Origin of the sequence: Rhodovulum sulfidophilum DSM 1374, assembly GCF_001633165.1 — a bacterium.
Lineage (GTDB): Bacteria > Pseudomonadota > Alphaproteobacteria > Rhodobacterales > Rhodobacteraceae > Rhodovulum > Rhodovulum sulfidophilum.
The window spans coordinates 4,005,078-4,029,150 of the sequence record NZ_CP015418.1 but is presented as its reverse complement, the minus strand read 5'-3'; the positions used below and the strand labels follow the sequence as shown (position 1 = coordinate 4,029,150).

General features: G+C 66.6%; 21 protein-coding genes and 1 pseudogene. 6 read left to right on the top strand and 16 right to left on the bottom strand.

From position 1 onward, the window contains the following. Nucleotides 1-35 precede the first annotated feature (35 nt). The 11 genes from A6W98_RS18620 to trpS form a co-directional block, all read right to left on the bottom strand. Complete coding sequence (locus tag A6W98_RS18620) at nucleotides 36-1,007, bottom strand: ABC transporter permease (protein ID WP_042464190.1); 972 nt, start codon at nucleotides 1,005-1,007, stop codon at nucleotides 36-38. Then, a complete protein-coding gene (locus A6W98_RS18615; RefSeq protein ID WP_042464188.1) occupies nucleotides 1,007-2,101 on the bottom strand; it encodes an ABC transporter permease in 1,095 nt (364 codons plus the stop codon). The genes A6W98_RS18620 and A6W98_RS18615 overlap by 1 nt, the downstream gene beginning before the upstream one ends. Nucleotide 2,102: 1 nt before the next feature. Next, on the bottom strand, nucleotides 2,103-3,665 hold the full coding sequence (locus tag A6W98_RS18610; RefSeq protein ID WP_042464186.1) for an ABC transporter ATP-binding protein: 1,563 nt from the start codon (nucleotides 3,663-3,665) through the stop codon (nucleotides 2,103-2,105). Nucleotides 3,666-3,670: 5 nt separating this feature from the next. Continuing rightward, the gene (locus A6W98_RS18605; protein ID WP_042464184.1) at nucleotides 3,671-4,660 is read right to left on the bottom strand and encodes a BMP family lipoprotein; all 990 of its coding nucleotides are present in this window, start codon (nucleotides 4,658-4,660) and stop codon (nucleotides 3,671-3,673) included. Nucleotides 4,661-4,778: 118 nt separating this feature from the next. Then, on the bottom strand, nucleotides 4,779-5,201 hold the full coding sequence (locus A6W98_RS18600) for a GNAT family N-acetyltransferase (protein ID WP_042464182.1): 423 nt from the start codon (nucleotides 5,199-5,201) through the stop codon (nucleotides 4,779-4,781). After that, nucleotides 5,198-5,881, bottom strand: a complete 684-nt coding sequence (tsaB, locus tag A6W98_RS18595) for a tRNA (adenosine(37)-N6)-threonylcarbamoyltransferase complex dimerization subunit type 1 TsaB (RefSeq protein WP_042464180.1) — start codon at nucleotides 5,879-5,881, stop codon at nucleotides 5,198-5,200. Before tsaB ends, A6W98_RS18600 begins: the two co-directional genes overlap by 4 nt. Further along, the gene (locus A6W98_RS18590; protein ID WP_042464178.1) at nucleotides 5,881-6,447 is read right to left on the bottom strand and encodes a NifU family protein; all 567 of its coding nucleotides are present in this window, start codon (nucleotides 6,445-6,447) and stop codon (nucleotides 5,881-5,883) included. Before A6W98_RS18590 ends, tsaB begins: the two co-directional genes overlap by 1 nt. Before the next feature lie 102 nt (nucleotides 6,448-6,549). Next, the gene (locus tag A6W98_RS18585; RefSeq protein WP_042464176.1) at nucleotides 6,550-7,005 is read right to left on the bottom strand and encodes a universal stress protein; all 456 of its coding nucleotides are present in this window, start codon (nucleotides 7,003-7,005) and stop codon (nucleotides 6,550-6,552) included. Between the two features lie 169 nt (nucleotides 7,006-7,174). Next, nucleotides 7,175-8,038, bottom strand: coding sequence for a branched-chain amino acid aminotransferase (locus tag A6W98_RS18580; RefSeq protein ID WP_042464174.1), 864 nt, complete (start codon nucleotides 8,036-8,038; stop codon nucleotides 7,175-7,177). Nucleotides 8,039-8,321: 283 nt separating this feature from the next. Next, nucleotides 8,322-8,843: a VOC family protein gene (locus A6W98_RS18575; protein WP_042464172.1), complete on the bottom strand. Its 522-nt coding sequence runs from the start codon at nucleotides 8,841-8,843 to the stop codon at nucleotides 8,322-8,324. Nucleotides 8,844-8,933: 90 nt separating this feature from the next. Then, the gene (trpS, locus tag A6W98_RS18570; protein WP_042464170.1) at nucleotides 8,934-9,956 is read right to left on the bottom strand and encodes a tryptophan--tRNA ligase; all 1,023 of its coding nucleotides are present in this window, start codon (nucleotides 9,954-9,956) and stop codon (nucleotides 8,934-8,936) included. A 79-nt stretch (nucleotides 9,957-10,035) separates the two neighbouring features. Here trpS and A6W98_RS18565 point away from each other — a divergent pair, with 79 nt between their 5' ends. Further along, nucleotides 10,036-10,722, top strand: coding sequence for a rhomboid family intramembrane serine protease (locus A6W98_RS18565; protein ID WP_042464169.1), 687 nt, complete (start codon nucleotides 10,036-10,038; stop codon nucleotides 10,720-10,722). Here the strand turns inward: A6W98_RS18565 and murJ are convergent. Genes murJ through A6W98_RS18550 form a run of 3 tightly spaced genes read right to left on the bottom strand, consistent with a single transcriptional unit; the run spans nucleotide 10,713 to nucleotide 16,229 of the window. Further along, nucleotides 10,713-12,257 carry a murein biosynthesis integral membrane protein MurJ gene (murJ, locus tag A6W98_RS18560; protein ID WP_042464167.1) on the bottom strand — a complete coding sequence of 515 codons (1,545 nt, stop codon included), beginning with the start codon at nucleotides 12,255-12,257 and terminating at the stop codon, nucleotides 10,713-10,715. The genes A6W98_RS18565 and murJ overlap by 10 nt on opposite strands. After that, complete coding sequence (locus A6W98_RS18555) at nucleotides 12,257-15,073, bottom strand: [protein-PII] uridylyltransferase (protein WP_042464165.1); 2,817 nt, start codon at nucleotides 15,071-15,073, stop codon at nucleotides 12,257-12,259. Before A6W98_RS18555 ends, murJ begins: the two co-directional genes overlap by 1 nt. Then, the gene (locus A6W98_RS18550; RefSeq protein WP_042464163.1) at nucleotides 15,033-16,229 is read right to left on the bottom strand and encodes a penicillin-binding protein activator; all 1,197 of its coding nucleotides are present in this window, start codon (nucleotides 16,227-16,229) and stop codon (nucleotides 15,033-15,035) included. The genes A6W98_RS18555 and A6W98_RS18550 overlap by 41 nt, the downstream gene beginning before the upstream one ends. A gap of 85 nt (nucleotides 16,230-16,314) precedes the next feature. On the opposite strand from A6W98_RS18550, the gene rsmI reads away from it, so the two are divergent. From rsmI to gshB, 3 genes are all read left to right on the top strand, one after another. Continuing rightward, nucleotides 16,315-17,196, top strand: a complete 882-nt coding sequence (gene rsmI, locus A6W98_RS18545; protein ID WP_042464162.1) for a 16S rRNA (cytidine(1402)-2'-O)-methyltransferase — start codon at nucleotides 16,315-16,317, stop codon at nucleotides 17,194-17,196. Next, the gene (locus tag A6W98_RS18540; RefSeq protein ID WP_042464160.1) at nucleotides 17,193-17,546 is read left to right on the top strand and encodes a YraN family protein; all 354 of its coding nucleotides are present in this window, start codon (nucleotides 17,193-17,195) and stop codon (nucleotides 17,544-17,546) included. The genes rsmI and A6W98_RS18540 overlap by 4 nt, the downstream gene beginning before the upstream one ends. A gap of 98 nt (nucleotides 17,547-17,644) precedes the next feature. Continuing rightward, complete coding sequence (gene gshB / locus A6W98_RS18535; protein WP_042464158.1) at nucleotides 17,645-18,589, top strand: glutathione synthase; 945 nt, start codon at nucleotides 17,645-17,647, stop codon at nucleotides 18,587-18,589. 467 nt (nucleotides 18,590-19,056) lie between these two features. Here the strand turns inward: gshB and A6W98_RS18530 are convergent. Further along, nucleotides 19,057-20,482: pseudogene (locus A6W98_RS18530) on the bottom strand (IS1182 family transposase). 784 nt (nucleotides 20,483-21,266) lie between these two features. Between A6W98_RS18530 and A6W98_RS18525 the strand changes: the two are divergent. Then, complete coding sequence (locus A6W98_RS18525) at nucleotides 21,267-21,926, top strand: TetR/AcrR family transcriptional regulator (protein ID WP_155734857.1); 660 nt, start codon at nucleotides 21,267-21,269, stop codon at nucleotides 21,924-21,926. Beyond that, nucleotides 21,923-22,405, top strand: a complete 483-nt coding sequence (locus A6W98_RS18520; protein ID WP_042464156.1) for a DUF8051 family protein — start codon at nucleotides 21,923-21,925, stop codon at nucleotides 22,403-22,405. Before A6W98_RS18525 ends, A6W98_RS18520 begins: the two co-directional genes overlap by 4 nt. Nucleotides 22,406-22,545: 140 nt before the next feature. Here the strand turns inward: A6W98_RS18520 and A6W98_RS18515 are convergent, their stop codons facing one another. Beyond that, entirely contained in the window at nucleotides 22,546-24,057 is a 1,512-nt protein-coding gene (locus A6W98_RS18515; protein WP_042464155.1) for a YifB family Mg chelatase-like AAA ATPase, read from the bottom strand. Between the last annotated feature and the right edge of the window lie 16 nt (nucleotides 24,058-24,073).

Sequence of the window (24,073 nt, the reverse complement as noted above, 5' to 3'; positions counted from 1 at the left end):
CCCCGGTCCTGGCAAGGATGCGCGGCCCGGCGGGGTCAGATTTTACGCTCCTTGACATAGGGCTCGCCGCCCGCACGGGGAGGGATCGCGCGTCCGACGAAGCCTGCAAGGATCACCACGGTCAGGATATAGGGCAGCGCATCCATCACCTGCGCCGGAAAGGCGACCCCGGCAAGCTCGATATTCTGGTAGCGCAGCGCCATCGCCTGCAAAAGCCCGAACAGGAAGGTCGCCGCCAGCGCCTGCCAGGGCCGCCATTTCGCGAAGATCAGCGCGGCCAGCGCAATATAGCCCCGCCCGGCGGTCATGTCCCTGGAAAACCCCGCCTGCAAAGAGGTCGCCAGATAGGCGCCCGCCAGCCCGCAGAGGGCGCCGCAGATCGCGACCGCGGCATAGCGCGTGGCCGGAACCGAGACGCCCGCGGTATCGACCGCTTCGGGGTTCTCGCCCACGGCCCGCAGCCTCAGCCCGAAGCGGGTGCGATACAGAACCCACCAGCTGACCGGCACCAGCGCTAGGGCGACATAGACCAGCAGCGTATGGCCCGAGATCAGCTCGGCATAGACCGGGCCCAGCCCCGGCACCGGGCGCAGCGTCTCGGCGAAGGGCAGGGTGATGGCCTCGAACCGCGCGCCCGCCGGCAGCGTGGGCGTGCGCCCGCCCTGATGGAACCAGTCCTGGGCCAGCACCACGGTCAGCCCGGCCGCCAGGAAGTTGATCGCGACGCCCGAGATCAGCTGGTTGCCCCGGAAGGTGATGGCCGAGAGCCCGTGGAGCCCGGCCAGGGCCATCGAGCTGCCGATCCCGGCCAGAAGCCCCAGCCAGATCGAGCCGGTCACCGCCGCGGTTGCGGCCGAGCCGAAGGCCGCGGCCAGCATCTTGCCCTCGAGCCCGATGTCGTAGATGCCCGAGCGTTCCGAAAACAGCCCAGCGAGGCAGGCCAGCAACAGCGGCGTGGCCAGCCGGACGGTGGAATCGAGCACCTGCAGCAGGGTCGGAAAATCCATCACGCGGATCCTTTCCGAAGCGCGACAAACAGCCGTTCCAGCGGCATCCGCACCATGTTGTCGAGCGCGCCGGTAAACAGGATCACCAGCGCCTGGATCACCACGATCAGCTCGCGCGGGATGTCGGTCCAGAGCGCCAGCTCGGCCCCGCCCTGATAGAGGAAGCCGAACAGGATCGCGGCGAGAAGGACGCCCAGGGGATGGTTCCGGCCCATCAGCGCGACCGCGATGCCGATGAAGCCCGCGCCCTCGACCGAGTTCATGACCAGCCGCTCGGCCTCGCCCATCACCGTGTTGACGGCCATCAGCCCGGCCAGCGCGCCCGAGATCAGCATCGCCCACATCACCGTGCGCAGCGGGTGGATGCCGGCATAGATCGCGGCCGGTTCGGAATGGCCGAGTGCCCGGATTTCATAGCCGAGGCGGGTGCGCCAGATCAGCAGCCACACCGCGAGGCAGGCCGCCAGCGCCAGCAGGAAGCTGATATTGGCGGGTGCGGCCTTCGAGAAGGCGATGCTGAAGGGCGCCAGAAGCTCATGCAAAGTCGGCAGATGCGTGCCATCGCCGAAGCGCGCGCTCGACGGGTCCATCGCGCCCGCCGGGCGCAGGACGTTCACCAGCAGGTAATTCAGCAGCGAGGCCGCGATGAAGTTGAACATGATCGTGGTGATGACGATATGGCTGCCGCGCCGGGCCTGCAGCCAGGCCGGTATCGCGGCCCAGGCGGCCCCGAACAGCGCGGCTCCCAGCGCGGCCGCGGGCAGGGCCAGCGCCCAATGCGGCCAGGGCAGCGCCAGGCAGACCAGCGCCACGCCAAGCCCGCCCAGCGTCGCCTGCCCCTCGCCGCCGATATTGAACAGCCCGGCATGGAAGGCGATGGCGACCGCAAGCCCGGTGAAGATGAAGTTGGTCGCGTAATAAAGCGTGTAGCCCCAGCCATAGGTCGAGCCGAGCGCGCCCGAGATCATCATTTTCACCGCGGCCACCGGGTCCTCTCCGATGCCGAGGATCACCAGCGCCGAGAGCAGCCCCGCGATCGCGAGGCTGATCAGCGGGATCAGGACCAGATCGGCCCATTTCGGCATCGCGCTCATCTCAGGCCGCCCGTCCGCCGAGCCCGGCCATCATCATGCCCAGCTCGGTCTCGTCGGTTTCGTCGGCCCGGCGCTCGCCCATGATCCGCCCGCCGCAGATGACCGCGATCCGGTCGGAAAGGTTCAGGATCTCGTCCAGCTCGACACTGACCAGCAGCACCGCCTTGCCCGCGTCGCGCAGCTCGAGAATGCGCCGGTGGATCAGTTCGATGGCACCGATATCGACGCCGCGGGTCGGCTGGCCGATCAGAAGCAGGTCGGGATTGCGGTCGATCTCGCGCGCCAGGACCAGCTTCTGCTGATTGCCGCCGGAAAAGCTCTGCGCGGCAAGGTCGGGGTCGGGCGGGCGTATGTCGAACCGCGCCATCTGCGCCCCGGCGCGGTCGCGGATGCGGGAATTGTCCATCAGGCGCAGGCGGGTCCGGAGCGTGGGATCGGTGTGATAGCCGAAGACCGAATCTTCCCAGGCGTGGAAGGGCATGATCAGCCCCTCGCGCTGCCGGTCCTCGGGGACATGGGCGATGCCGGCCGCACGGCGGGCGCGCGCGTCGCCGCGCGGCCCGGAAAGGTCGATCTCTTTCCCGTCGATCCGGATATGGCCGGTCGCGGGCCGGATGCCCCCCAGCACCTCCAGCAGATGCGACTGGCCATTTCCGGCGATCCCGGCAATCCCGAGGATCTCGCCAGCGCGAAGCTGTAGCGAAACGTCCGAAAGGCGGCGCACGCCTTCGGCATCGGTCACGCAAAGCCGCTCGATCTCAAGCACGATGCTGCCCGGCCGTGCCGGAGACTTGTCCGTTCGCAACAAGACCTGTCGTCCGACCATCCGCTCGGCCAGCTCGGCCGGGCTGGTCTGGGATGTAGCAAGGGTGGCGATCATCTCCCCGCGACGCATGACGGAAACCGTGTCGGTCGCGGCCATGATCTCGCGCAGCTTGTGGGTGATGAGGATGATCGTCTTGCCCTGGGACTTGAGGTTTTCCAATATCCGGAAAAGATGGTCGGCCTCGGCCGGCGTCAGCACTCCGGTCGGTTCGTCGAGGATCAGGATGTCGGCCTGCCGATAAAGCGCCTTCAGGATCTCGACCCGCTGGCGCATGCCGACGCCCAGATCCTCGATCCGCGCATCGGGATCGACCTCCAGCCCGTAATCGGCGGCAAGCTTGCGCAGGGCGCGCCGGGCCTTGCCTAGCGACCGCGACAGAAGCGGCCCCTCTTCGCTGCCGAGGATGATGTTCTCCAGCACGGTGAAGGGCTCGACCAGCTTGAAATGCTGGAACACCATGCCGATGCCGGCGCGGATCGCATCCTGGCTGTCGGCGATCCGGACCGGCCGACCGCCGATCAGGATCTCGCCCGCATCGGCGCGGTAAAAGCCGTAAAGGATCGACATCAGCGTCGACTTGCCGGCGCCGTTCTCGCCGATGATGCCGTGGATCGTGCCGCGCCGGACCCGGAGCGAGATGTCCCGGTTCGCCTGCACCGGCCCGAACGCCTTTGAAATGCCCCGCAATTCGAGCGCCGGGACGGCGGCATCGGCGCCGGACAGTGACGTCTCCGCCATGCCGGTCAGTTCACCGGGCAGGTATTGTCGGACATGTAGTCATGCACCGCGATCTCGCCCGAAATGATCTTTGCCTTGGCGGCCTCGACCGCCGCGATCATCTCGGGCGTCACCAGCTCCCTGTTGTTGTCGTCCATGGCATAGCCCACGGCATCGTCGGCCAGACCCAGGCGGAAGCTGCCCGTCTTCATCTCGGTTCCGGCGCTGAAGGCCTCGTAGACGACCAGATCGACGCGCTTGACCATCGAGGTCAGCACCTGGCCCGGATGCAGGTGGTTCTGGTTGCTGTCGACCCCGATCGAGAGGATCCCCTCATCGGCCGCCGCCTGCAACACGCCCAGCCCGGTGGTGCCGGCCGCGGCAAAGATCACGTCGGCGCCCTGACCGATCTGGGCGCGGGCAAGCTCGCTGCCCTTGACCGGATCGGCCCAGGCATCGGCGGTGGTGCCGGTCATGTTCTGCAACACGGTCACATCGGCGCCGACCGCCTTTGCGCCCTGGGCGTAACCGCAGGCGAATTTGCGGATCAAGGGGATGTCCATCCCGCCGACGAAGCCCACGGTGTTCGTTTCCGACGCCATCGCGGCCATCATCCCGACCAGATAGCTGCCCTCATGTTCGGAAAAGACAATCGAGCGGACATTGGGGGCCTCGACGGTCTCGTCGATGATCTCGAATTTCGTGTCGGGATAGTCGGGCGCGACCTCTTCCAGCACCGCCTTGAAGGCAAAGCCGGTCATCGCGATCGGATTCAGCCCGGCCTCGGCGAAACGGCGCAGGGCCTGCTCGCGCTGGGCTTCGGATTGAAGCTCGATCTCGCGATAGCTGCCGCCGGTCTCGGCCTTCCAGCGCTCGGCCCCGGTGAAGGCGGCCTCGTTGAAGGACTTGTCGTATTTGCCGCCGACGTCGTAAATCAGGGCCGGATCGGCCAGCGCATTTCCGGCGGTCAATGCCAGAGCGGTGGCGGCCGCCATGGCCTTCTGCATCTTCGTCATCTCTTGCTGTCTCCCGGTTGCTGTGTCGGCCAGAGGGCAATGCGGGGGCTGCACGGGGGCGATGGCCATTGGCCCAGCCCGATTAAGGCCGCGCAGCGGGGCAAGCGTCAACCGGATTTCACCCCTGCGACGACAAGGCCTTGCGCATGACGAGGGCGTCGATGCATCGACCGTCGGGGGCGGTGTAATAGCGGGGCCGGCACCCGGCCAGCTCGAAGCCCGCCGCCCGGTACAGCGCGCAGGCAGCAGCATTGTCGGTGGCGACCTCGAGGAAAGCCTCCTCTGCCGCGCGGGCGCGCGCCCCAGCCTCGAATGCGGCCAGCCTTGCCCGACCCAGCCCGGTCCTTTGGCATTCGGGTGCGACGGCGATGGTCAGCAATTCGGCCTCCCCTGCAGCGACCCGGCCAAGGGCCATGGCCTGCGCATCGCCGCAGAGAAAGGTCCCGGGGGTGGCCAGCAAGGCCTCGAATTCGGCTGCGCTCCAAGGTCGGGGCGTGGTGAAACAGCGGGCATGCAGCGCAGCCAGTACGGCGGGCGTCACGGCAGGATCGCCGGTGGCGGGTCGGCGGGTGGCGCCGCATCGGCAGGGCGGACGTAAAGCGGGGCGGGGCGGGGCTGGACTTCGCCTCCGCCCAGAAGCGCGGCCGCCTCCCGGGCGATCGCAGGGGCGATCTCGGCTGGCACCGCCTCGCGCCATCCGGTGCCGAATGCCGTGCCGAGCCGTCGGGCGGCAAAGCCCGTGACATGGGCGATGCCCTCGGCCCCGATCTCGGCCAGCGGCGGGGGGGCCTCGGGGTCGATCATTCGCGCGGCGCCAAGCTTGTCTGCCCGCAGCGGCTGGACATAGGCCAGACCGCGCGGCGCCTCGAGGCTCAGAAGATCGGTTTCGGGACCGGGGGCGCTGCGGCGCAGAACCTGGAACATCGACACCCCGATGGCGGGCAGACCCGCCGCCAGCGCAAGCCCGCGCGCGGCGGCGACCGAAATCCTTATGCCGGTAAAATTGCCGGGACCCACGCCGACACCAAGCCCGCCCAGATCGGACCAGTCGAGGCCGGCCTCGTCGAGAACCTCGCCCAGAAGCGGCATCAGAGCCTCGGCCTGGCCACGCGCCATCTCGAGGTGTCTGCTCAGGACGATCTCGCCGTCCCGAAGCAGGGCCGCGCTGCAATGAGGACCGGAGGTGTCGAAGGCAAGGATCGGAGCGATACCGCGTCCCATCACATCGCGTCGGCGACCGGACGGACCTCGGTGACCTCGGGGATGTAATGCCGCAGCAGGTTCTCGATGCCCATCTTCAAGGTCAGCGTCGAGGACGGACAGCCCGCGCAGGCGCCCTGCATGTGCAGATAGACCACCCCCCGGTCGAAGCCGTGGAAGGTGATGTCGCCGCCATCCTGGGCCACGGCCGGACGCACGCGCGTATCGAGCAACTGCTTGATCTGACGCACGATATCTTCGTCGGGACCGTCATGTTCGGCATGGCCCGCATCCGCATTCTCACCGGTCATCACCGGCTGGCCGGACTGGAAATGCTCCATGATCGCGCCGAGGATCGCGGGCTTGATATGGTCCCATTCGACCGCGTCGGCCTTGGTCACGGTCACGAAATCGGTGCCGAAGAAGACCCCGCGCACGCCCTCCACGCCGAAGATCCGCGTCGCGAGCGGCGATGTCGCCGAGCTGTCGGCGGTGGGAAAGTCGGCCGTGCCCGCTTCCAGAACCGCCTGTCCGGGCAGGAATTTCAGGGTGGCAGGGTTCGGTGTGGATTCGGTCTGGATAAACATGTGCCTATTCCTTAGCTTTGCGCTCGGATATGCGCTCGGCCGGGTAAATTGTCAACTTTAGAGCTATTCTAACAGCCTTGGCGCCGCCCGGCCAGCGTTCGCCTAGCACACCGCTTCAAGACGTTCCTTCGAGAGCCCGCCGGGAACGATCGTCACCGGAATCGGCAGGCTGCCAGAGCTGCGCGCGAGCTGGGTCACCAGCGGCCCCGGCCCCTTGCTGTCGGTGCCCGCGCCCAGAACCAGCACGCCGATCTCGGGATCTTCGCGGATCTGGTCGAGGATCTCGGGCACCGCCTCGCCTTCGCGGATCACCAGTTCGGGGTCGATCCCCTGCCGGTCGCGCATCCATTTCGCGAAAACCTCGTAATGCGCCTCGATCCGTTCGCGCGCCTCTTCGCGCATCAGGTCGCCGACCCCGATCCAGTGGTTGAACTCCTCGGGCGCGATCACCGACAGGATCTGCACCCCGCCGCCGGTCTTTGCGGCCCGGAGCGCGGCAAAGCGCATCGCGTTCAGACATTCGCGACTGTCGTCCAGCACCACCAGAAATTTGCGCATCGGGTCCTCCTCCGGGAACCGCGCCTCAGCATGACCGACCGGCCCGGCGCTGGCAACTCCCTCCTGTCGCGGGCCGACCGGTTGTCGGCGGGCCCGCGCCTCGGTCTTCTTCTTGGCTCAAATACCCATGGCGCAACGGCTCCGTTTGACGCTTTCGCCGGGGCCGGGCTCAGGCGGCCGAATGCGCCCAGTCCCAGTAGATCTCGCGGACCTTCGCGGTCAGCGGGCCGGCCTGGTACTGCACGTCGTCGAAGGCCTTGACCGGGGTCACCTTCATCATGTTGCCCGACAGGAACACCTCGTCGGCCTGGCGCACATCCTCGAAGCTCAGCACCGCCTCATGTACCTTGTAGCCCGCCGCGGTCAGGTTCGAGATATGCCGCTTGCGGGTCAGCCCGGCCAGGAAGGTGCCGTTGGCGATCGGGGTGAAGAACTCGCCGTCCTTCACGATGAATACATTCGCCGTCGCGGTCTCGGCGACATTGCCCAGCGCATCCGCGACCAGCGCATTGCCGAAGCCCTTGGCCCGTGCCTCGGCCAGCATCCGCGCATTGTTGGGATAAAGGCAGCCCGCCTTGGCATTGACCACGGCGCAGTCCAGCGTCGGGCGGCGGAAGCGGGTCGTCGTCATCGTCGTTGCACTGCCGGGTGCGGCCATCGGGATCTCTTCGAGGCAGATCGCAAAGCCGGTGGCGCCGGGTTTCGGCGCGACCCCCAGCGAGTCGCCCTCGAGCGCCCAGTACATCGGCCGGATATAGACGGCGGCATCGGCGGGGTAGGTCTTCAGCCCCTCCCGGACGATCTCGGCCATGTCGGCACCGTCGGTGGTGGGGGTGATCATCAGCGCCTCGGCCGAGCGGTTGATCCGGTCGCAATGGGCCTGAAGGTCGGGGGCGATGCCTTCGAAATAGCGGGCGCCGTCGAAGACCGTGGTGCCCAGCCAGGCGCCGTGATCGGCCGCGCACATGACCGGAATGTCGCCCCGGTGCCAGGTTCCGTTGTAATAGGTTCGGATATTCGTGCCTGTGGCCATGACGATGCCTCGTTCCGGAAAATTTTGGCGCACCCTAGACCCGGCTCGCAGGGCCGTCCAGATAGGAGCACGTCGCAGGGTCGAAGCGGGGATCACCCGTTCCCTTGCGCATGGAAACACGCCCCCGGCGGGACGGCCGGGGGCGCTTCGGGTGCCGTCGCCGCAGGCGCGGGAGCAACGGGCGGATGCGCCGACTTGGGGATTGCGGGGCGCCGCCCCCGGCCGACCGAGCCTTGCGGAACCCGACATCCCGACCCTCGGCGGCAAGCGATTCCGTTTTGTGTCAGGCCTGCGTCGGTTGCGTGAATTCGGTATCGGCCTGGGGCCCGGCCTCTGCCAGCAGGGCGTCGAGATCGAGCGGATGGTTCACCATCCGAAGTCGGCCTTCGGCATCGCGCGGCCAGTCCGCCTCGGGGCGGTCGCGGTAAAGCTCGACCCCGTTGCCGTCGGGATCGTTCAGATAGACGGCCTCGCTCACGCCGTGATCTGCCGCGCCGGTCAGGGAAATGCCGGCCGCCAGCACCCGGGCCAGCGCCGCGCCCAGGCTGGCGCGGTCGGGAAACAGGATCGCGGTGTGGTAAAGTCCGGTATGGCCGGGCGGCGGCGGCGTCGCGCCGAGGCTCTCCCAGGTGTTCAGCCCGATATGGTGGTGATACCCGCCCGCTGACAGGAAGGCCGCGCCCGGCCCGTAGCGCTGGGTCAGCTCGAAGCCCAGAATGCCGGAATAGAAGGCGATGGCGCGGTCGAGATCGGCGACTTTCAGGTGGATATGGCCGATACGGGTCTCGGCGGGAACTGGGGTCATGGGGGGCTCCTTTTGCAATGAAGGATAGCACCCCGCAGACGCCGCACATATCACCGGAAATGTCAGGCGATATGTGCGTTGATGCAGAGGTCAGGCGCCAACCATCCCGACGATGTCGCGGGCGCGCCGCACGATCGGGGCCGCGATGGCGTTGGCCTGTTCGGCGCCATGGGCGAGGATGCGGTCGATCTCGGCCGGGTCCTGCATCAGGCGGCTCATCTCCGAAGAGATCGGTGACAGCCGCTCGACCGCCAGATCGGCAAGCGCGGGCTTGAAGGTGCCGAATTGCTGACCGGCATATTCGGCCACGACCTCGGCCGCGGCCTTTCCGGAAAGCGCGGCATAGATGTTGACGAGGTTGCGCGCCTCGGGCCGCCCTTCCAGCCCGTCGAGGGTCTCGGGCAGCGGTTCGGGGTCGGTCTTGGCCTTCCTGATCTTCTTGGCGATGGTGTCGGCATCGTCGGTCAGGTTGATCCGGCTCATGTCCGAGGGGTCCGATTTCGACATCTTCTTGGTGCCGTCGCGCAGGCTCATCACCCGGGTCGCGGCGCCCTCGATCACCGGCTCGGGCACCGGGAAGAAATCGGTGCCGTAATCGTTGTTGAACTTGATCGCGATGTCGCGGGTCAGCTCGACATGCTGCTTCTGGTCCTCGCCGACCGGCACATGGGTGGCGTGATACACGAGGATGTCGGCCGCCATCAGCGCCGGATAGGCGAACAGCCCCAGCGAGACGTTCTCGGAATTCTTGCCGGCCTTGTCCTTGAACTGGGTCATGCGCTGCATCCAGCCGAGGCGTGCCACGCAGTTGAAGATCCAGCCCAACTGGGCGTGGCCGGGCACCGCCGACTGGTTGAACAGGATCGATTTCGTCGGGTCGATGCCGCTGGCGATGAAGCCCGCGGTCAGCGCGCGCGTGGCGTGGCGCAGCTTCTCGGGGTCTTGCCAGACGGTGATCGCATGCATGTCGACGATGCAGTAGATCGTGGGCATCTCGCCCTGGTCCTGAGTCTCTCCGAAGCGCTTGAGCGCGCCCAGGTAGTTGCCCAGCGTCAGCCCGCCCGAGGGCTGGATGCCGGAAAAGACTCGCGGTGTGTGGACCACCTCGGCCATCGGTTCATCTCCGTCTGGAATTTCACGCTTCGTTCGCTTACCGATGCGGGGGAACAGCGTCAACCGAGGCCCGTGTCGCATGCAGTCCGATCCGAACGCTCCGCCGATCAATCCGTTGCCCGCCGTGGTCTGGCTGCTGGTGTTGCCGGTCATCGCGATGGAGGTGGTCCTGAGCCTGGGGGCGCGGGGGCTTGTGGGCGGACCGGGGGCGGTCGGCTGGCGGTTGCAGGCGATCCGCGATTACGGCTTTTCGGGGCAGGTTTTCGACTGGATGCTGCAGAGCGGCCAGTTTCCCGCCGACCAGATGATCCGTTTCGTCACCTATCCCTTCGTCCATGCCAGCCTGACCCATGCGGTTTTCGTCGTGGTCTTCATCCTGGCGCTGGGCAAGATGGTGGGCGAGGTGTTCCGGGCCTGGGCGGTGCTTCTGGTGTTTTTCGGTGCGGCCATCGTCGGTGCGCTGGCCTATGGGCTGCTGCTCGACACGCCGACGCCGCTGATCGGCGGCTATCCGGCGGTCTACGGGCTGATCGGCGCCTTCACCTTCCTGATGTGGGTGCGGCTCGCGGGGACCGGCCCGACCCAGTACCGGGCCTTCACCCTGATCGGGGTGCTCCTGGGCATCCAGCTTCTGTTCGGCCTGCTGTTCGGTGGCGGCTTTGATTGGGTCGCCGATCTGGCCGGGTTCTGCACCGGCTTCGTGCTGTCCTTCGTAGTCAGCCCCGGCGGCTGGGCCCGGGTGCGGGCGAAGATCCGTCAGCGCTGACGGCGCATCGCCCGGCGGAATTCCGACAGCCGGAATGCGCCGAGGAGATGGCCCAGCCCGAAATAGGATACGATCCCCAGCGCCACCAGCCCGGCCAGCGCCGGATAGCGCAGGCCCTCTGCGGCCAGCCAGGGCTGCGCACCCCGGGCCGCGAGCCACAGGATCGCCCCCATCAGCGCCGAGGCCAGCGCGATTCTTCCTGTCCGGCGCAGGAAGCGCGCATCGGTTTCGGCCGCGCTGCCGAAGCGCCGCGATCCGCGCCAGAGCAGCGCCACCATGGCCCAGCCCGCCAGCGTCGTGCCCCAGGCGGCGGCGATATAGCCGCAAAGCGGGGCCAGCCCGATGGCGATGCCCGCATTCACCGCGAGCGCCCCGAGCGCGTAATGGAACGGGCGCCGGGTATCCTCGCGGGCAAAGAACAATGGCTGCAGGACCTTCTGCATCACGAAGGCCGGAAGCCCCGCGCCATAGACCGCGACGGCCAGCGCCGTGGCCGCCACATCGGCCTGGTCGAAGGCACCGCGCTGGAACAGGACCGCCACGATGGGGCCCGGGATCGTGGCGAGGGCGACCGCGGCGGGCAGGGTCAGAGCGAGGGCGAATTCGCCGGCGCGGTTAAAGGCGTCGCGCCCGCCCGCGGTGTCGCCTGCGCCGAGACGACGCGAGAGATCGGGCAGCAGCACCACGCCGATGGCGATGCCGACCACGCCGAGCGGCAGCTGATAAAGCCGGTCGGCATAGGACAGCCAGGCCACCGCGCCCTCGAAGAAGCTGGCGACCTGACGCCCGATCAGCAGGTTGACCTGCACCACGCCGCCGGCCAGCGCCGCGGGGGCCGCGATGATGGCCAGCCGCCTGAGCTCGGGCGTGAGCCGCGGGCGGCGGAAGGTCAGCCGGAAGCCCGCCTTCGCGGCAGCCGTCCAGACCAGCGCCATCTGCGCGATACCCGCCAGCGGCACCGTCCAGACCAGCGCATCGCCCACCGGCCAGCCCATCGCGGCTGCCATCAGCATCGCGCCGACCAGGAGGATGTTCAGCAGCACCGGGGCCGCGGCGGCGGCGACGAAGCGGCCGGTGGCGTTCAGCACGCCCGACAGGAGCGCCGCGAGCGAGATGAAAAGGATATAGGGAAAGGCGATCCGGCCGTAGACGACCGCGATGTCGAAGCGCTGGTCGGCGGCGAAGCCGCCCGCCATGGCCAGCACCAAGGCGGGCATCGCGATCTGGGCCAGAAGGGTAAAGCCGATCAGGATTGTCGCCAGCCCGGTGAAAGCGTCGCGCGCGAAGTCGAGCGCGCCCTCGTCCCGTTCGAGCTTCTTTGAAAAGAGCGGGATGAAGGCCATGTTGAACGCGCCTTCGGCAAAGAAGCGGCGGAACATGTTGGGCAGCGAGAAGGCCACCAGAAACGCCTCGGCCACCGGGCCGGTGCCCAGATAGGCGGCAATCAGGATATCGCGGGCAAAGCCGAGGATGCGGCTGGCAAGGGTCCAGACGCCGACGGTCAGAAAGCCCGACACCAGCCGGATCGGACGCATTACTTGTTCGCCCTTTCGGTACCCTTCACGATCGCCTCGCGCAGCTTGCGTTCAAGCGATTCCTGCCGCGATCTCGCATAGAGCTTCAGCCCGAAACTGTCCTTCACATAGAAGCTGTCGACCACCTGCGCGCCATAGGTCGCGATCATTGCCGAGGCGATATAGATGTTGCTGGTCGCAAAGACCCGGGTCAGGTCGTAAAGCAGCCCCGGCCGGTCGCGGGTATCGACCTCGATGATGGTGTAGATCTCCGAGCCGTCATTGTCGAAGGTGATCGAGGTCGGGAAGCGGAAGCTGCGCTCGCGCTTCTTGAGCTTGTCGCGGTCGGCAAGCTTCTCGCGCGGGCGGACCTCGCCCATCAGGGTCTTCTCGATCATCTGGCTGAGCCGGCTCAGCCGCGAGGCGTCATAGGGCGAACCATCGCCATCCTGGATCCAGAAGGCGGCGGTGGCGTAACCGTCCTTGGTGGTATAGGTGCGCGCGTCGACCACGTTGGCGCCCACCAGAGCCAGCGCGCCCGCCAGCCGCGCGAAGATGCCGGGATGGTCCGAAAGGGCAAAGCAAACCCGGGTGGCGTCGCGGTCGGCATCCTCGGCCAGGTCGATCCGGATCTCGTCATCGCTGATGCCGCGCAGCAGCCTGGCCATCACCACATGCGTGCCGGTCGGCAAGCCCTGCCAGTAGGGGCCGTAATGGCGGCCGATTTCGGCCCGCAGCTCCTTGGCGTCCCAGCCCGAGAGCGCCTCGCGCAGCGCGCGCTTGGACTCGGCCTCGCGACGGTCGCGGTTGACATCCTCCAGCCCGCCTTCCAGCGCGCGCACGGTCTCGCGATAGAGGCTGCGGATCAGCTGGGCCTTCCAGTTGTTCCACGTGCCGGGGCCCACCCCGATGATGTCGCAGACGGTCAGCACCGTCAGCAGGTCGAGCCGCTTGCGGGTTTTCACCGCCTTTGCGAAGTCGCGCACCGTGCGCGGGTCGGAAAGGTCGCGCTTCTGCGCCATGTCCGACATCAGCAGGTGATAGCGCACCAGCCATTCGACGGTTTCGCATTCCTCGGGCCGGAGCCCCAGCCGCGGCGCCACCTTGCGCGCGATCTGCGCACCCAGCACCGAATGGTCCTCGGGGCGGCCCTTGCCGATATCGTGCAGCAGAAGCGCGACATACAGCACCCGCCGGTTCACCCCGTCCTTGAGGATGCGGCTGGCGATGGGCAGTTCCTCGATCAGCTCGCCGCGCTCGATCTGGGCGAGCGTCGACACGCACTGGATCGTGTGCTCGTCCACCGTGTAGCTGTGATAGACGTTGAACTGCATCATCGCCACGATGGGCTCGAATTCCGGGATCAGCGCCGAGAGCACGCCGAGTTCGTTCATCCGCCGCAGCGACCGTTCGGGATTGCCGTGCTTGAGCAGCAGGTCGAGGAAGATCCGCTGCGCTTCGGGGGCGTTGCGGACATCGTCGTCGATCAGCCGCAGATTGGCCTGGATCAGCCGCATCGCGTCGGGATGCAGCAGCGTGCCGGTCCGGAGCGCTTCCTCGAAGATCTTCAGCAGGTTCAGCTTGTCGGCCAGGAACGCCTTGGGGTCCGAGACATTCATGCGGTTCTGGACGATCTCGTAGCCTTTCGGCACCTTGCGGCGGCGGCGGAACAGCCCGATCAGCGCCGGCTCCTTCTTGACATGGGCGGCCTCGAGCTTGGTCAGGAAGATCCGGGTCAGGTCGCCCACGGTGGTGGCGTGGCGGAAATAGTCCTGCATGAAATGCTCGACCGCGCGGCGCCCGCCATGGTCGGTATAGCCCATCCGCGCGGCGACCTCGACCTGCATGTCGAAGGTAAGCTGGTCGATGGCGCGGTTCGCGATCAGGTGCAGGTGACAGCGCACGGCCCAGAGGAACCGCTCGGCCTCGACGAAACCGGTGAATTCGTCGCGGGTGAAGAAGCCCAGCTTGACGAGTTGCGAGGCGCGGTCGACGCGATAGACGTATTTCGCGATCCAGTAGAGCGATTGCAGGTCCCGCAGCCCGCCCTTGCCCTCCTTCACGTTGGGTTCCAGCACGTAGCGCTGGCCGCCCTGCTTGCGGTGGCGTTCCGAGCGCTCGGCCAGTTTGGCCTCGATGAATTCGGCCGCGGTGCCCTTGAAGAGATCGTCCCAGAGCGCGCTGTCCAGGGTCTTGGCCAGTGGCATGTACCCGCCGAGGAGGCGGTTCTCCAGCAATGCGGTGCGGATCGTGTAATCCTCGCGACCGAGCCGCAGACAGTCCTTCACCGTGCGCGAGGAATGCCCCACTTTCAGCCTGAGGTCCCAGAGCATGTAGAGCATGGATTCGATCACGCTTTCAGCCCAGGGGGTCAGCTTGTAGGGGATCAGGAACAGCAGATCGACATCGGAATGCGGGGCCATCTCGCTTCGGCCGTAACCGCCGACCGAGAACACGGCGAGGCGTTCGCCCTCGGTCGGGTTGGGGCGCGGATGCAGGACTTCGCAGGACACTTTCAGGGTCGCGCGGACCAGGCAATCGGTGAGCCAGGTATAGGCGCGCACGGTCGGGCCGGCGTCGAAGGGCCTGTCGGAGAAGGCCGCGGCAATCGCGCTGCGACCTTTCTGCCGCGCGTCGGAGAGGTATTGCACCACGGCATCGCGTAGCGCCTTGGAACCGATGTCCTGATCCATCAAACGGGTCAGTTCGGCCTCGAAGGCGGTCTGGTCGAAAATGTCCGACGCCGGACAGATCAGGCTGTCCGGCGTCAGGTTTGTCGGGCGGGATCTGGACGGGCTAGAAGCCTGCGCCGCCGAAATTTCTTGGAGCGGGGTCAATCACGGTCACCTGGTTGTCGCGGATCTCGGCCACTGCCAAGGCCCGCTCGTTCGTTCCATCTGTGCGAAGGCGGAATACGCCGTTGACGCCGACGAAGCCCGAAGGCTGGGTCAGCCCGGAAACCGACAATGCGTCGCTGCGGCCCTGGCTGGCAAGGGCGCCGATCGCGGCGATGCCGTCATAGGCAAGACCCGCTGCGGGATGGGCCGGTTCGCCATAGGCGGCGGTGTAGCGCCGTTCGAACCGGTCCGATACCCCGGGGTCGGGGAGGGCGAACCAGCCGCCCTGCAGCCCGGGAAGCGCCAGCGTGGAGGGCGGGATGTCCCAACGGGTCAGCCCGATGAACTGCACCTTGGCCGGATCGACGCTGTTTTCCGGAAGCAACTGCGCCAGCAGCGGCAGGGCGCCCGCGGTGCTGGCCGTGAAGAAGATTGCCGAGGCGCCCGAGCCGCGCGCCTTGCGCGCGAGGTCCGGTATGGCCTGTACCACGCCGTTCTGCGACAGCTCGTAGCTGCCGGTCGCGGCGACCGATCCGCCGCTGCGTGCCACTGCCGAGGCGATTGCCGCGCGCCCGGCCTGGCCCGCCACATCGGGATCGTGCACGATCATGACATTGGTCCGGCCCTGTGTCGCGGCATAGCGCACAAGGCGATCGGCGGTGTTCTCGAAGGTCGGTCCCAGCACGAAGACATTGCCGCCGGCGATCTGGGGGTTGTTCGAAAAGCTGAGCACGTTGACGCCGCGTCGGGCGACGGCCAGGCCGGCCGCGTTCGCGGATTGTGCATAAAGCGGGCCGAGAATTATCTTGGCGCCGTCGGAGACAGCCTCGGCCGCGACTTTGGCGGCGATGTCGGGATTGCCCGCGGTCTGGTAGACGCGAAGATCGACCTTGACGCCCTTCAGATCCGAAATCGCCAGCCGCGCGGCATTCTCGAGGCTGCGCGCCAGAACCTGATCTCCCGCATTTGCCGAGCCGCCGGGCACCAGCAGCGCCACCGGAACCGGTTTCGATCCGTCGATCGACGGGCCGCCGCCGATACCTCCGGGCTGGCAGGCCGCGACCAGAGCGAGTGCGCCGAGCCCCAGAACCGATGCCAGAACCCTTGGTCGAACCGAGGGTAACCGCTTGCGGCAGGCGCGAAAAACGGCGAACATGAACGTCTCCTTCGCTGGGGCGGTTTCGTCGGCGACCCTATGCGGATCGACAGGGCAAGTAAACGACAGACAGGTAAAAGAATCCTTGGAGATCCTCCGAAATCCGCTGGCCCCCGGGCTTTATTTCGTCGCCACGCCGATCGGTGCCGCGCGCGACATCACGCTGAAAGCGCTGGATGTTCTGGCCTCGGCCGATGTTATCGCGGCAGAGGATACGCGGACGGCCCGCCATCTGATGCAGATCCATGGCATTGCGCTCGGCGAGCGTTCGTTGATCGCCTATCACGACCATTCCGCGGCCTCGGTGCGCGATGCGCTGGTCGAGATGGCGGCTGCGGGCAAGTCCGTCGCCTGTGTCAGCGAGGCGGGCACGCCGATGGTGTCCGATCCGGGCTTTCCGCTGGCGCGGGCCGCGATCGCGGCCGGGGTCGCGGTGCATGCCGCGCCGGGGCCTTCGGCGATGCTGGCCGCGCTGGTGGTGGCGGGCCTGCCAAGCGATCGGGTGCTGTTCGCTGGGTTCCCGCCCGCCCAGTCGGGGGCCCGGTCCCGGATGCTGGAGGAGCTTTCGAACGTACCCGCGACATTGGTTTTTTACGAATCTCCCAAACGCATTAGCCGGTTGTTAGCGGAAATGGCGGTATCCCTCGGTGGAGATCGCGACGCAGCGGTCTGCCGGGAACTGACCAAGCGATTCGAAGAGGTCTCGCGCGGCAGTCTCGCCGAACTGGCAGAGGCCTTTCGTGGTCGCGAGGTTCGCGGCGAGATCGTGCTTCTGGTCGGACGGGCGCCTGTCAGAGCTGTCGAGCAGAACGATCTTGAGGCCACTCTGGACGAGGCGCTTGCGCGTCTTTCTGTCAAGGACGCGGTGGCCGAGGTTGCGGCGGCGCTGGATCTGCCCCGGCGCCGGGTTTATCAGGCGGCGTTGCTGCGGGAGAAGCGCGATGCCGGGCCGGAGGAAGCGGAATGAGCGGAACGGTCTCCTATCACGCTGGTCGGTCGGCCGAGGACTGCGTCGCCCGGGGGTATGAGGGGCGCGGCATGGCGATCGCGGCCCGCCGCTGGCGCGGGGTGGGAGGCGAAATCGACCTCGTTGCCCGGGATGGCGATGCTCTGGTTTTCGTCGAGGTCAAGCAAAGCCGAAGTTTCTCCAGCGCGGCCGAACGGGTCACGCGGCGCCAGATGAATCGTGTGATGATGGCGGCGCAGGAATATCTTGCGGGCGAGCCCGGTGGGCAGTTGACCGATATCCGTTTTGACGTCGCGCTTGTGAACGGTTTCGGCGAGGTAGACATTCTCGAGAACGCATTCTGCGCCTGAGCGCGGTTGCAAATTTCCGGCGCCTCGGCCATCCAGAGCCGACGCCGCATCGCCCGGGGATGGGCGGCGGCTGGGAAGGCCGGGCGAGGGAGAACGCAATGCCGCTCAAGGTAGCCATTCAGATGGACCCGGTCGGGGCCATAAACATTGATGCGGACAGTACGTTCCGGATTGCCGAGGAGGCGCAGGCGCGCGGGCACAGCCTGTTCTACTACACGCCTGACCGGCTGTTCTGGAATGACGGGCGGGTGATGGCGCGGGGCTGGCCGCTTGAGGTGCGTCGGGTCAGGGGCGACCATTTCACCCTTGGCGAGGAGCAGGAGGTCGATCTCGGCGACTTCGATGTCGTCTGGTTGCGGCAGGATCCGCCCTTCGACATGGGCTATATCACGACGACGCATCTGCTCGAGATGGTGATGCCCGGCACGCTGGTCGTCAACGACCCGTTCTGGGTCCGCAACTTTCCCGAGAAGCTGCTGGTCCTGCGTTTTCCCGATCTGATTCCGCCGACCGTGATCGCTCGCGATCTGGCGACGCTGAGCGCCTTCAAGGATCTGCATGGCGACATCATCCTCAAGCCGCTCTACGGCAATGGCGGCGCCGGTATCTTTCGGCTGGGCCCGGATGACCGCAACCTCGCCTCCTTGCACGAGGTCTTTGCCAGCATGAATCGTGAGCCGCTGATTGCGCAGAAATTTCTTCCGGCTGTCCGCAGCGGGGACAAGCGGGTGATACTGGTTGACGGTGCCCCTGTCGGAGCGATCAACCGGGTGCCCGCCGACGGCGAGACCCGTTCCAACATGCATGTCGGCGGCCGCGCCGAACGGGCCGATCTGACGCCGCGCGACCTCGAGATATGTGCCGCCATCGGTCCGACGCTGAAGGAAGCGGGGCAGGTCTTTGTCGGTATCGACGTCATCGGCGAGCATCTGACCGAAATCAATGTCACCTCGCCGACCGGCATCCAGGAACTCGAGCGTTTCGACAAGACCAATATAGCCGCCCGGATCTGGGTGGCGATCGAAGCCCGGCGCGCCGGCTGACGGGTATGCGCGCCGACGCACTTTTGCATGGCGTCAACTCGTTGTCCCGCATTTGCCCGTTTCCGGATCGGACTCTTCCGCGCCAAGTGTCCGGTTCGATGGCGTGATGGTCTGCTGTTCTGTGACCACCCGTCAGGGTGCCAGGTGGAAAGGTTTTTCATTTCGGCGCATACACTGAGGCCTTTCATACGACGCGAGCGCTTCGGACGCGGCGCTACCCGGAGGCGCGGTAAGGGCTCTGCATCGCGATCCGCGCCTGGCCTTGGCACAAGGCCGGGACGTTCGGTCCCCACCAGTCGCGCCTGGCCAACTGGGCTGAACTCTCTATAAATCCAACCGCCTGGCGGCGGCGGAGGCCGAAAAGCCCGGGGCGCTCCGTCTTTTCAGGGGCTATTCCGTTGAAAAACTCGGCTTTGCGGCCGCACTGAGCTCCGCTCTGAATTTGCGGCGTCCGTGCCGACCCTTCCTCAGCAGGCGACCGGTGGGATCGGAAGGAGCTTTGCGAGCTTCCGAAGGTTCTGGGCGGTGGCTGCGAGGTGGAATTCATCGCGTGCGCCGTTCGGTCCTCGTAATCGGAGACGGCTGAGGCCCAAGATGCGCTTCAGGTGCGCGAACAGCATCTCGACCTTCTTTCGCAGTTTGCAGGAGATCGCGTATTCGGGGGGGGGGGCTGGGCAATCGCACGCGCCCGATGCCGGGATGGTTCGAAGGTCGACCGGAGGACCTTGCGCGAGGGCTCCTTGGGACAGCAGCGGACTTTCAACTCGCAGGCATCGCAATCGGCCTTGCTGGCCCGGTAGCGGAGCATGCTGTCCTCATCGGGCTTCTTCTCACGAGGGGTGTGAAGGGCCGTCGGCTTTGCTTCAGCTCCTTGCCGCCCGGGCAGGTGTAGAGGCCGCTCTCCGCATCATAGGTGAAGTCGGCGCGCTCGAACGTTCCGTCCTTGCGCCCCGACTTGTCGAATACCGGGATATGTGGCGCGATCCCTCGCTGCCGGTCCAGCCAGTCCAGCATGACGCCGGTGCCGTATGCCGTGTCGGCGATCAGCCGCTCCGGTACGATGCCAAAGGTATCCTCCCCCGGTTGATCATGGTCTGAACCGATCCAACCTCGGCTTGGCGGATCGCCCGGGTGGCCTCCACGTCGAGGATCACGCCGTTGTCGGTGTCGATCAGGTAGTTGGTGGAATAGGCAAAATAGGCCGGCCCTCCACGGGCCCCGGTCCATTGTGAGGCTGGATCGGAATGCGAGGTGAACTTCGGCTCGACCGGGCTTGCTGCGCCGAAGGCAGCATCGTCGAGCGTTTCTAGGTACTCCCTGACAGCCCGTGGCGCGTCTTCAGGATCGATCCTGTCGGGATGCCAGTCCGATTTCGGCGTCGAGTTCTGCCGGTTCGCGTCAGCCTGGATGACGCTGGCATCCGCAGCAAGGCGTTGGCCACTGGCCAAGCCTTCCGCGATGCATCGCGCCACAACTGTCTCGAACAGGTGCCGCGGCAAGTCACTGTCGCGGAAACGGCCGTGACGGTTCTTGGAGAAGGTCGAATGATCCGGTACCGGGACGGTCAGATCCAGGCGGCAGAACCAGCGGTAGGCGAGGTTGAGATGCACCTCTTCGCAGAGGCGGCGTTCGGACCGGAGGCCGTCCGGCATGGGCCTCGGACCAATGGCGGCACCATGCTGAACTGTAACCGACCAGGAGCATGCGGATCATCAGTTCCGGATCAACCGACGGCCGCCCCGTGGAGCTGTAGAACGGGGCCAGGTGCTGGCGGATGCCAGTCAGATCGACGAACCGATCCACAGATCGGAGCAGATGGTCTGGCGGCACATGCGCTTCGATCGAGAACTCGTAGAACAGAGCGCCTTGCGCTTCCTGCCGGGACCCCATCATCGCCGCTCACCTCTGACGGTTACAGCGATATTGAATCAGCGGTCAGCCATTCAGGCAAGCCGAGCTTTTCAACGGAATAGGCTGAAAGCTGTCCATCGGACACTGTCCCGTACGGGTTTGACCCTTCGGCGTGAGGCGGGTTTGGATCGTCGCAGCCGAGAAGGCCTTGGATGTTCTCTACTGCCGGACTTCTCAGCATGCCGGAACCATATCGGGGGCGAACCAAGCAGAGAGCGGGCTTCGCTTGCGCAGATGGATCAAATCCCGGGCCTGAACACCGCCGGGAGGGCCGGCAGTGATGGTCTTCGTGCGATCCGGCTTTATGGGCGCAGGATCTGGAAGGCCTGACCGGGCGATCATCTTCGACGTTGGGTCAAGGCGAAGAGGCGCGGCCTGAAGCCTTCCGATAGAGGGTTGCATCACGAGATCCCGACTTCCAGACCGCCGAAATCCCTATCCGCATCGCGCTCATGACCCGCTGCAACGTCCTCGGTCGGGCCGAGAACGGGCGTGTCGGCCAAGGCCTCAGGGGAAAGCTCGCCTCGACGACGAGTTCTGCAACAATGCCCAGCGGGGGACACGGTCAAGCGCCACGTGAGGGAGTGGCGAGGGGACGATGTGATCCTCGGGGGGCGGCGCAGGTGGCTCGCTTCTCCGGAAAGCGGGGCCCGACTCATGACCTCATCCACCTTTGAGCCGATAGCGCGCCCAGCTGGTTTGACACATTTAGACCAGTGGTCTAAGTGGGCCGTATCTTCGTTCCACACAGCCTTCGTGATCCCGATTGTCCGTTTCCGCTCCAACCAGTCGCACCAGGTTCGCCGCGCTTAGCGATCAGGCGCGTGCATGCTGGCTCGATCCGGCGGAAATGGAGTTCTGCGCGCATGGGTTCGAAAATGCCTCTCTCAACCGCATCATCGCCGAAGCGGGAGAAAGCAAGGGACGCACCTATCACTACTTCGCCGACAAGGGCGACCTGTTTCGCGCCACGCTCGAACGCCGTCTCGCTCGCCTCGGGACGCTTGAAGGGACTACCGAAGCGATTGCCGGGGTCGAACGACAGGCATACTGGACCCGGATCGCAGAGCTGTGCCGCCGGTTGGCCGGGGCGCTTCAAGGGGATGAGCGCTTGGCCTCGCTGCTGCGGACCCTGCATCAGGAGGCCGCCGCGCAACGCGCCTTCGCCGAGCCGCTTGCGCAGTTGAGAGCTCAGATCGAGCGCGTGCTTGCGTCGGGGCAATCGGTCGGAGCGGTCCGGGACGACCTACCTCTCGGGCTGCTCGCGGATGTCGCCCTGAACCTCCTCGTCACCGTGGACCGCTGGTTTGCGATCAACGCCTCCGACCTGGCGGAGGGAGGGGAGGCCCGCTTTGCCGAGCGCGCCTTTTCCCTTCTGATGACGCCCCTTCTTCCTCCTGATTATTCCAGAAAGACAGATACATGACCAAGACACGCGGTCTCGCTGCCCTACTCGTGCTGAGCACGTTCAACCTGACTCTGATGGTGCCGGGCGGATTTGTCGAAACCCGCAACTTTCCGGGATACGGCGTCACCGTCCTTGCCGCATTCAATGTCTTCCTGACGCTGCTCGGTCTCGGGAGCCTGATCCTGGCCTATCGCGTTCTGAAATCCGGACGGGTGGGGATTTTTCCGGCGCTCGCGGGGGCCGCATTCATGGCGGTCTACCTTCTCGATCTGGCGACCATCTTTCCTGTCGCGGCCGCCCCAATGTCGACGACACTGGCGACGATGGAGTGGATCGGGGCCTTTCTGGGTCTTGCACTCCTTGCCACCGGTGGATGGCTGGCCGTCTCGCAGGATAAACGACCGGCCGGGTCCTCGCGCCTGCCGCTGGGATTGCTGGTCGCGATGGGCGTGGTGACGGTGGCGATCGTCACCTTCGCCACTTTGTCTGCAATGTAGTGTGAGCCCCCGAGCGCTTTGCTATCAGGCGCCGGGGGCGCGTCGCCGCCCGGGACATGCCCGAATGGCCCGAATCCGGCGCCCGCAGGCCCCAGCGCTCGAAGATAACCGTTTGAATTCATATCTGTTTCCGCGATCCTCTAGAGGTTTCCAATGGCGAGGCGGAAGTTGACTGCCTCGGCCACATGCGGGCGGGCAACCCGGTCGGCGCCGTCGAGATCGGCGATGGTCCGGGCCACGCGCAGCACGCGGTGATAGCCCCGGGCGGTCAGCCGGAAGCGTTCGGCCGCGCGCAGCAAAAGCGCGCGTCCCTCGGCATCGGGGGCGGCGACGTCTTCCAGCAGGGCGCCTTCGGCCTCTGCATTGACCCGCACGCGGGGGGCATGCTGGAACCGTGCGTTCTGAAGCGCGCGCGCGGCCGCGACCCGTTTTGCGACCTGGGCCGAGCTTTCGCCGGAGGCGGGCAGATCGAGATCCCGGAACGCCACCGGCGGCACTTCGATGCGCAGATCGAACCTGTCCATGAGCGGGCCCGAGATCCGGCCGAGATAGGCCTCGCCGCAATGCGGGACCCGGGCGCAGGCGCGGGCGGGATCTGCGAGATAGCCGCATTTGCAGGGATTGGCGGCGGCCACCAGCAGAAACCGGCAGGGATAGCGGCCATGGGCATTGGCGCGCGACACGGTGATTTCGCCGGTTTCGATCGGCTGACGCAGCGTGTCCAGCACCTTGCTTGGAAATTCGGGAAACTCGTCCATGAAGAGCACGCCGTTATGGGCAAGGCTGATTTCCCCAGGCCAGGCGTCGCGGCCGCCGCCGACGATGGCCGTGGCCGATGCGGTGTGATGCAGATAGCGGAACGGCCGTTGACGCGAGATGCCGCCCTCGTCGAGCAGGCCCGCCAGCGAATGGATCATCGAGGTTTCCAGCGCCTCGGCGGGCGAAAGCGGCGGCAGGATGCCCGGGATCCGGGCCGCGAGCATCGACTTGCCGGAGCCGGGCTCGCCCACCAGAAGCAGATGGTGACGCCCGGCGGCCGCGATCTCGAGCGCCCGCTTGGCCCGCTCCTGGCCCTTGACGTCGGACAGGTCGAGAGGGTCTGCCGCGGGGGCGATCTCGCCCGGTTCGGCCGGGGCGAGCGGGGCCTGCCCGGTGAAATGGCGCACGACCGAAGCGAGGTCGGGCGCGGCCAGAACCTGCGTCGCCCCGACCCATGCGGCCTCGGCGCCGCAGGCCTTGGGGCACAGAAGCGCGCGCCCGGCCTCGGCCGCGGCCATTGCCGCGGGCAATGCACCGATCACCGGGACCAGGCGCCCGTCGAGCGACAGCTCGCCCAGGGCCACCATCCCTTCGGCCATGTCGCGCGGGATGACGTCGAGCGCCGCCAGCAGGGCCACTGCGATCGGCAGGTCGAAATGCGAGCCCTCCTTGGGCAGGTCGGCAGGCGAGAGGTTGACGGTGATTCGTTTCGACGGCAGCGCCACGCCCATGGCAACCAGCGCCGCGCGCAGCCGGTCGCGGGCCTCGCTGACCGCCTTGTCGGGCAGGCCAACGACCGAAAAGGCGGGCAAGCCCGCCGCCACGGCGCATTGCACTTCGACGATCCGGGCCTCGATGCCGTCGAAGGCCACGGTATAGGCACGGGCCACCATTTCGCTCTCTCCGGTC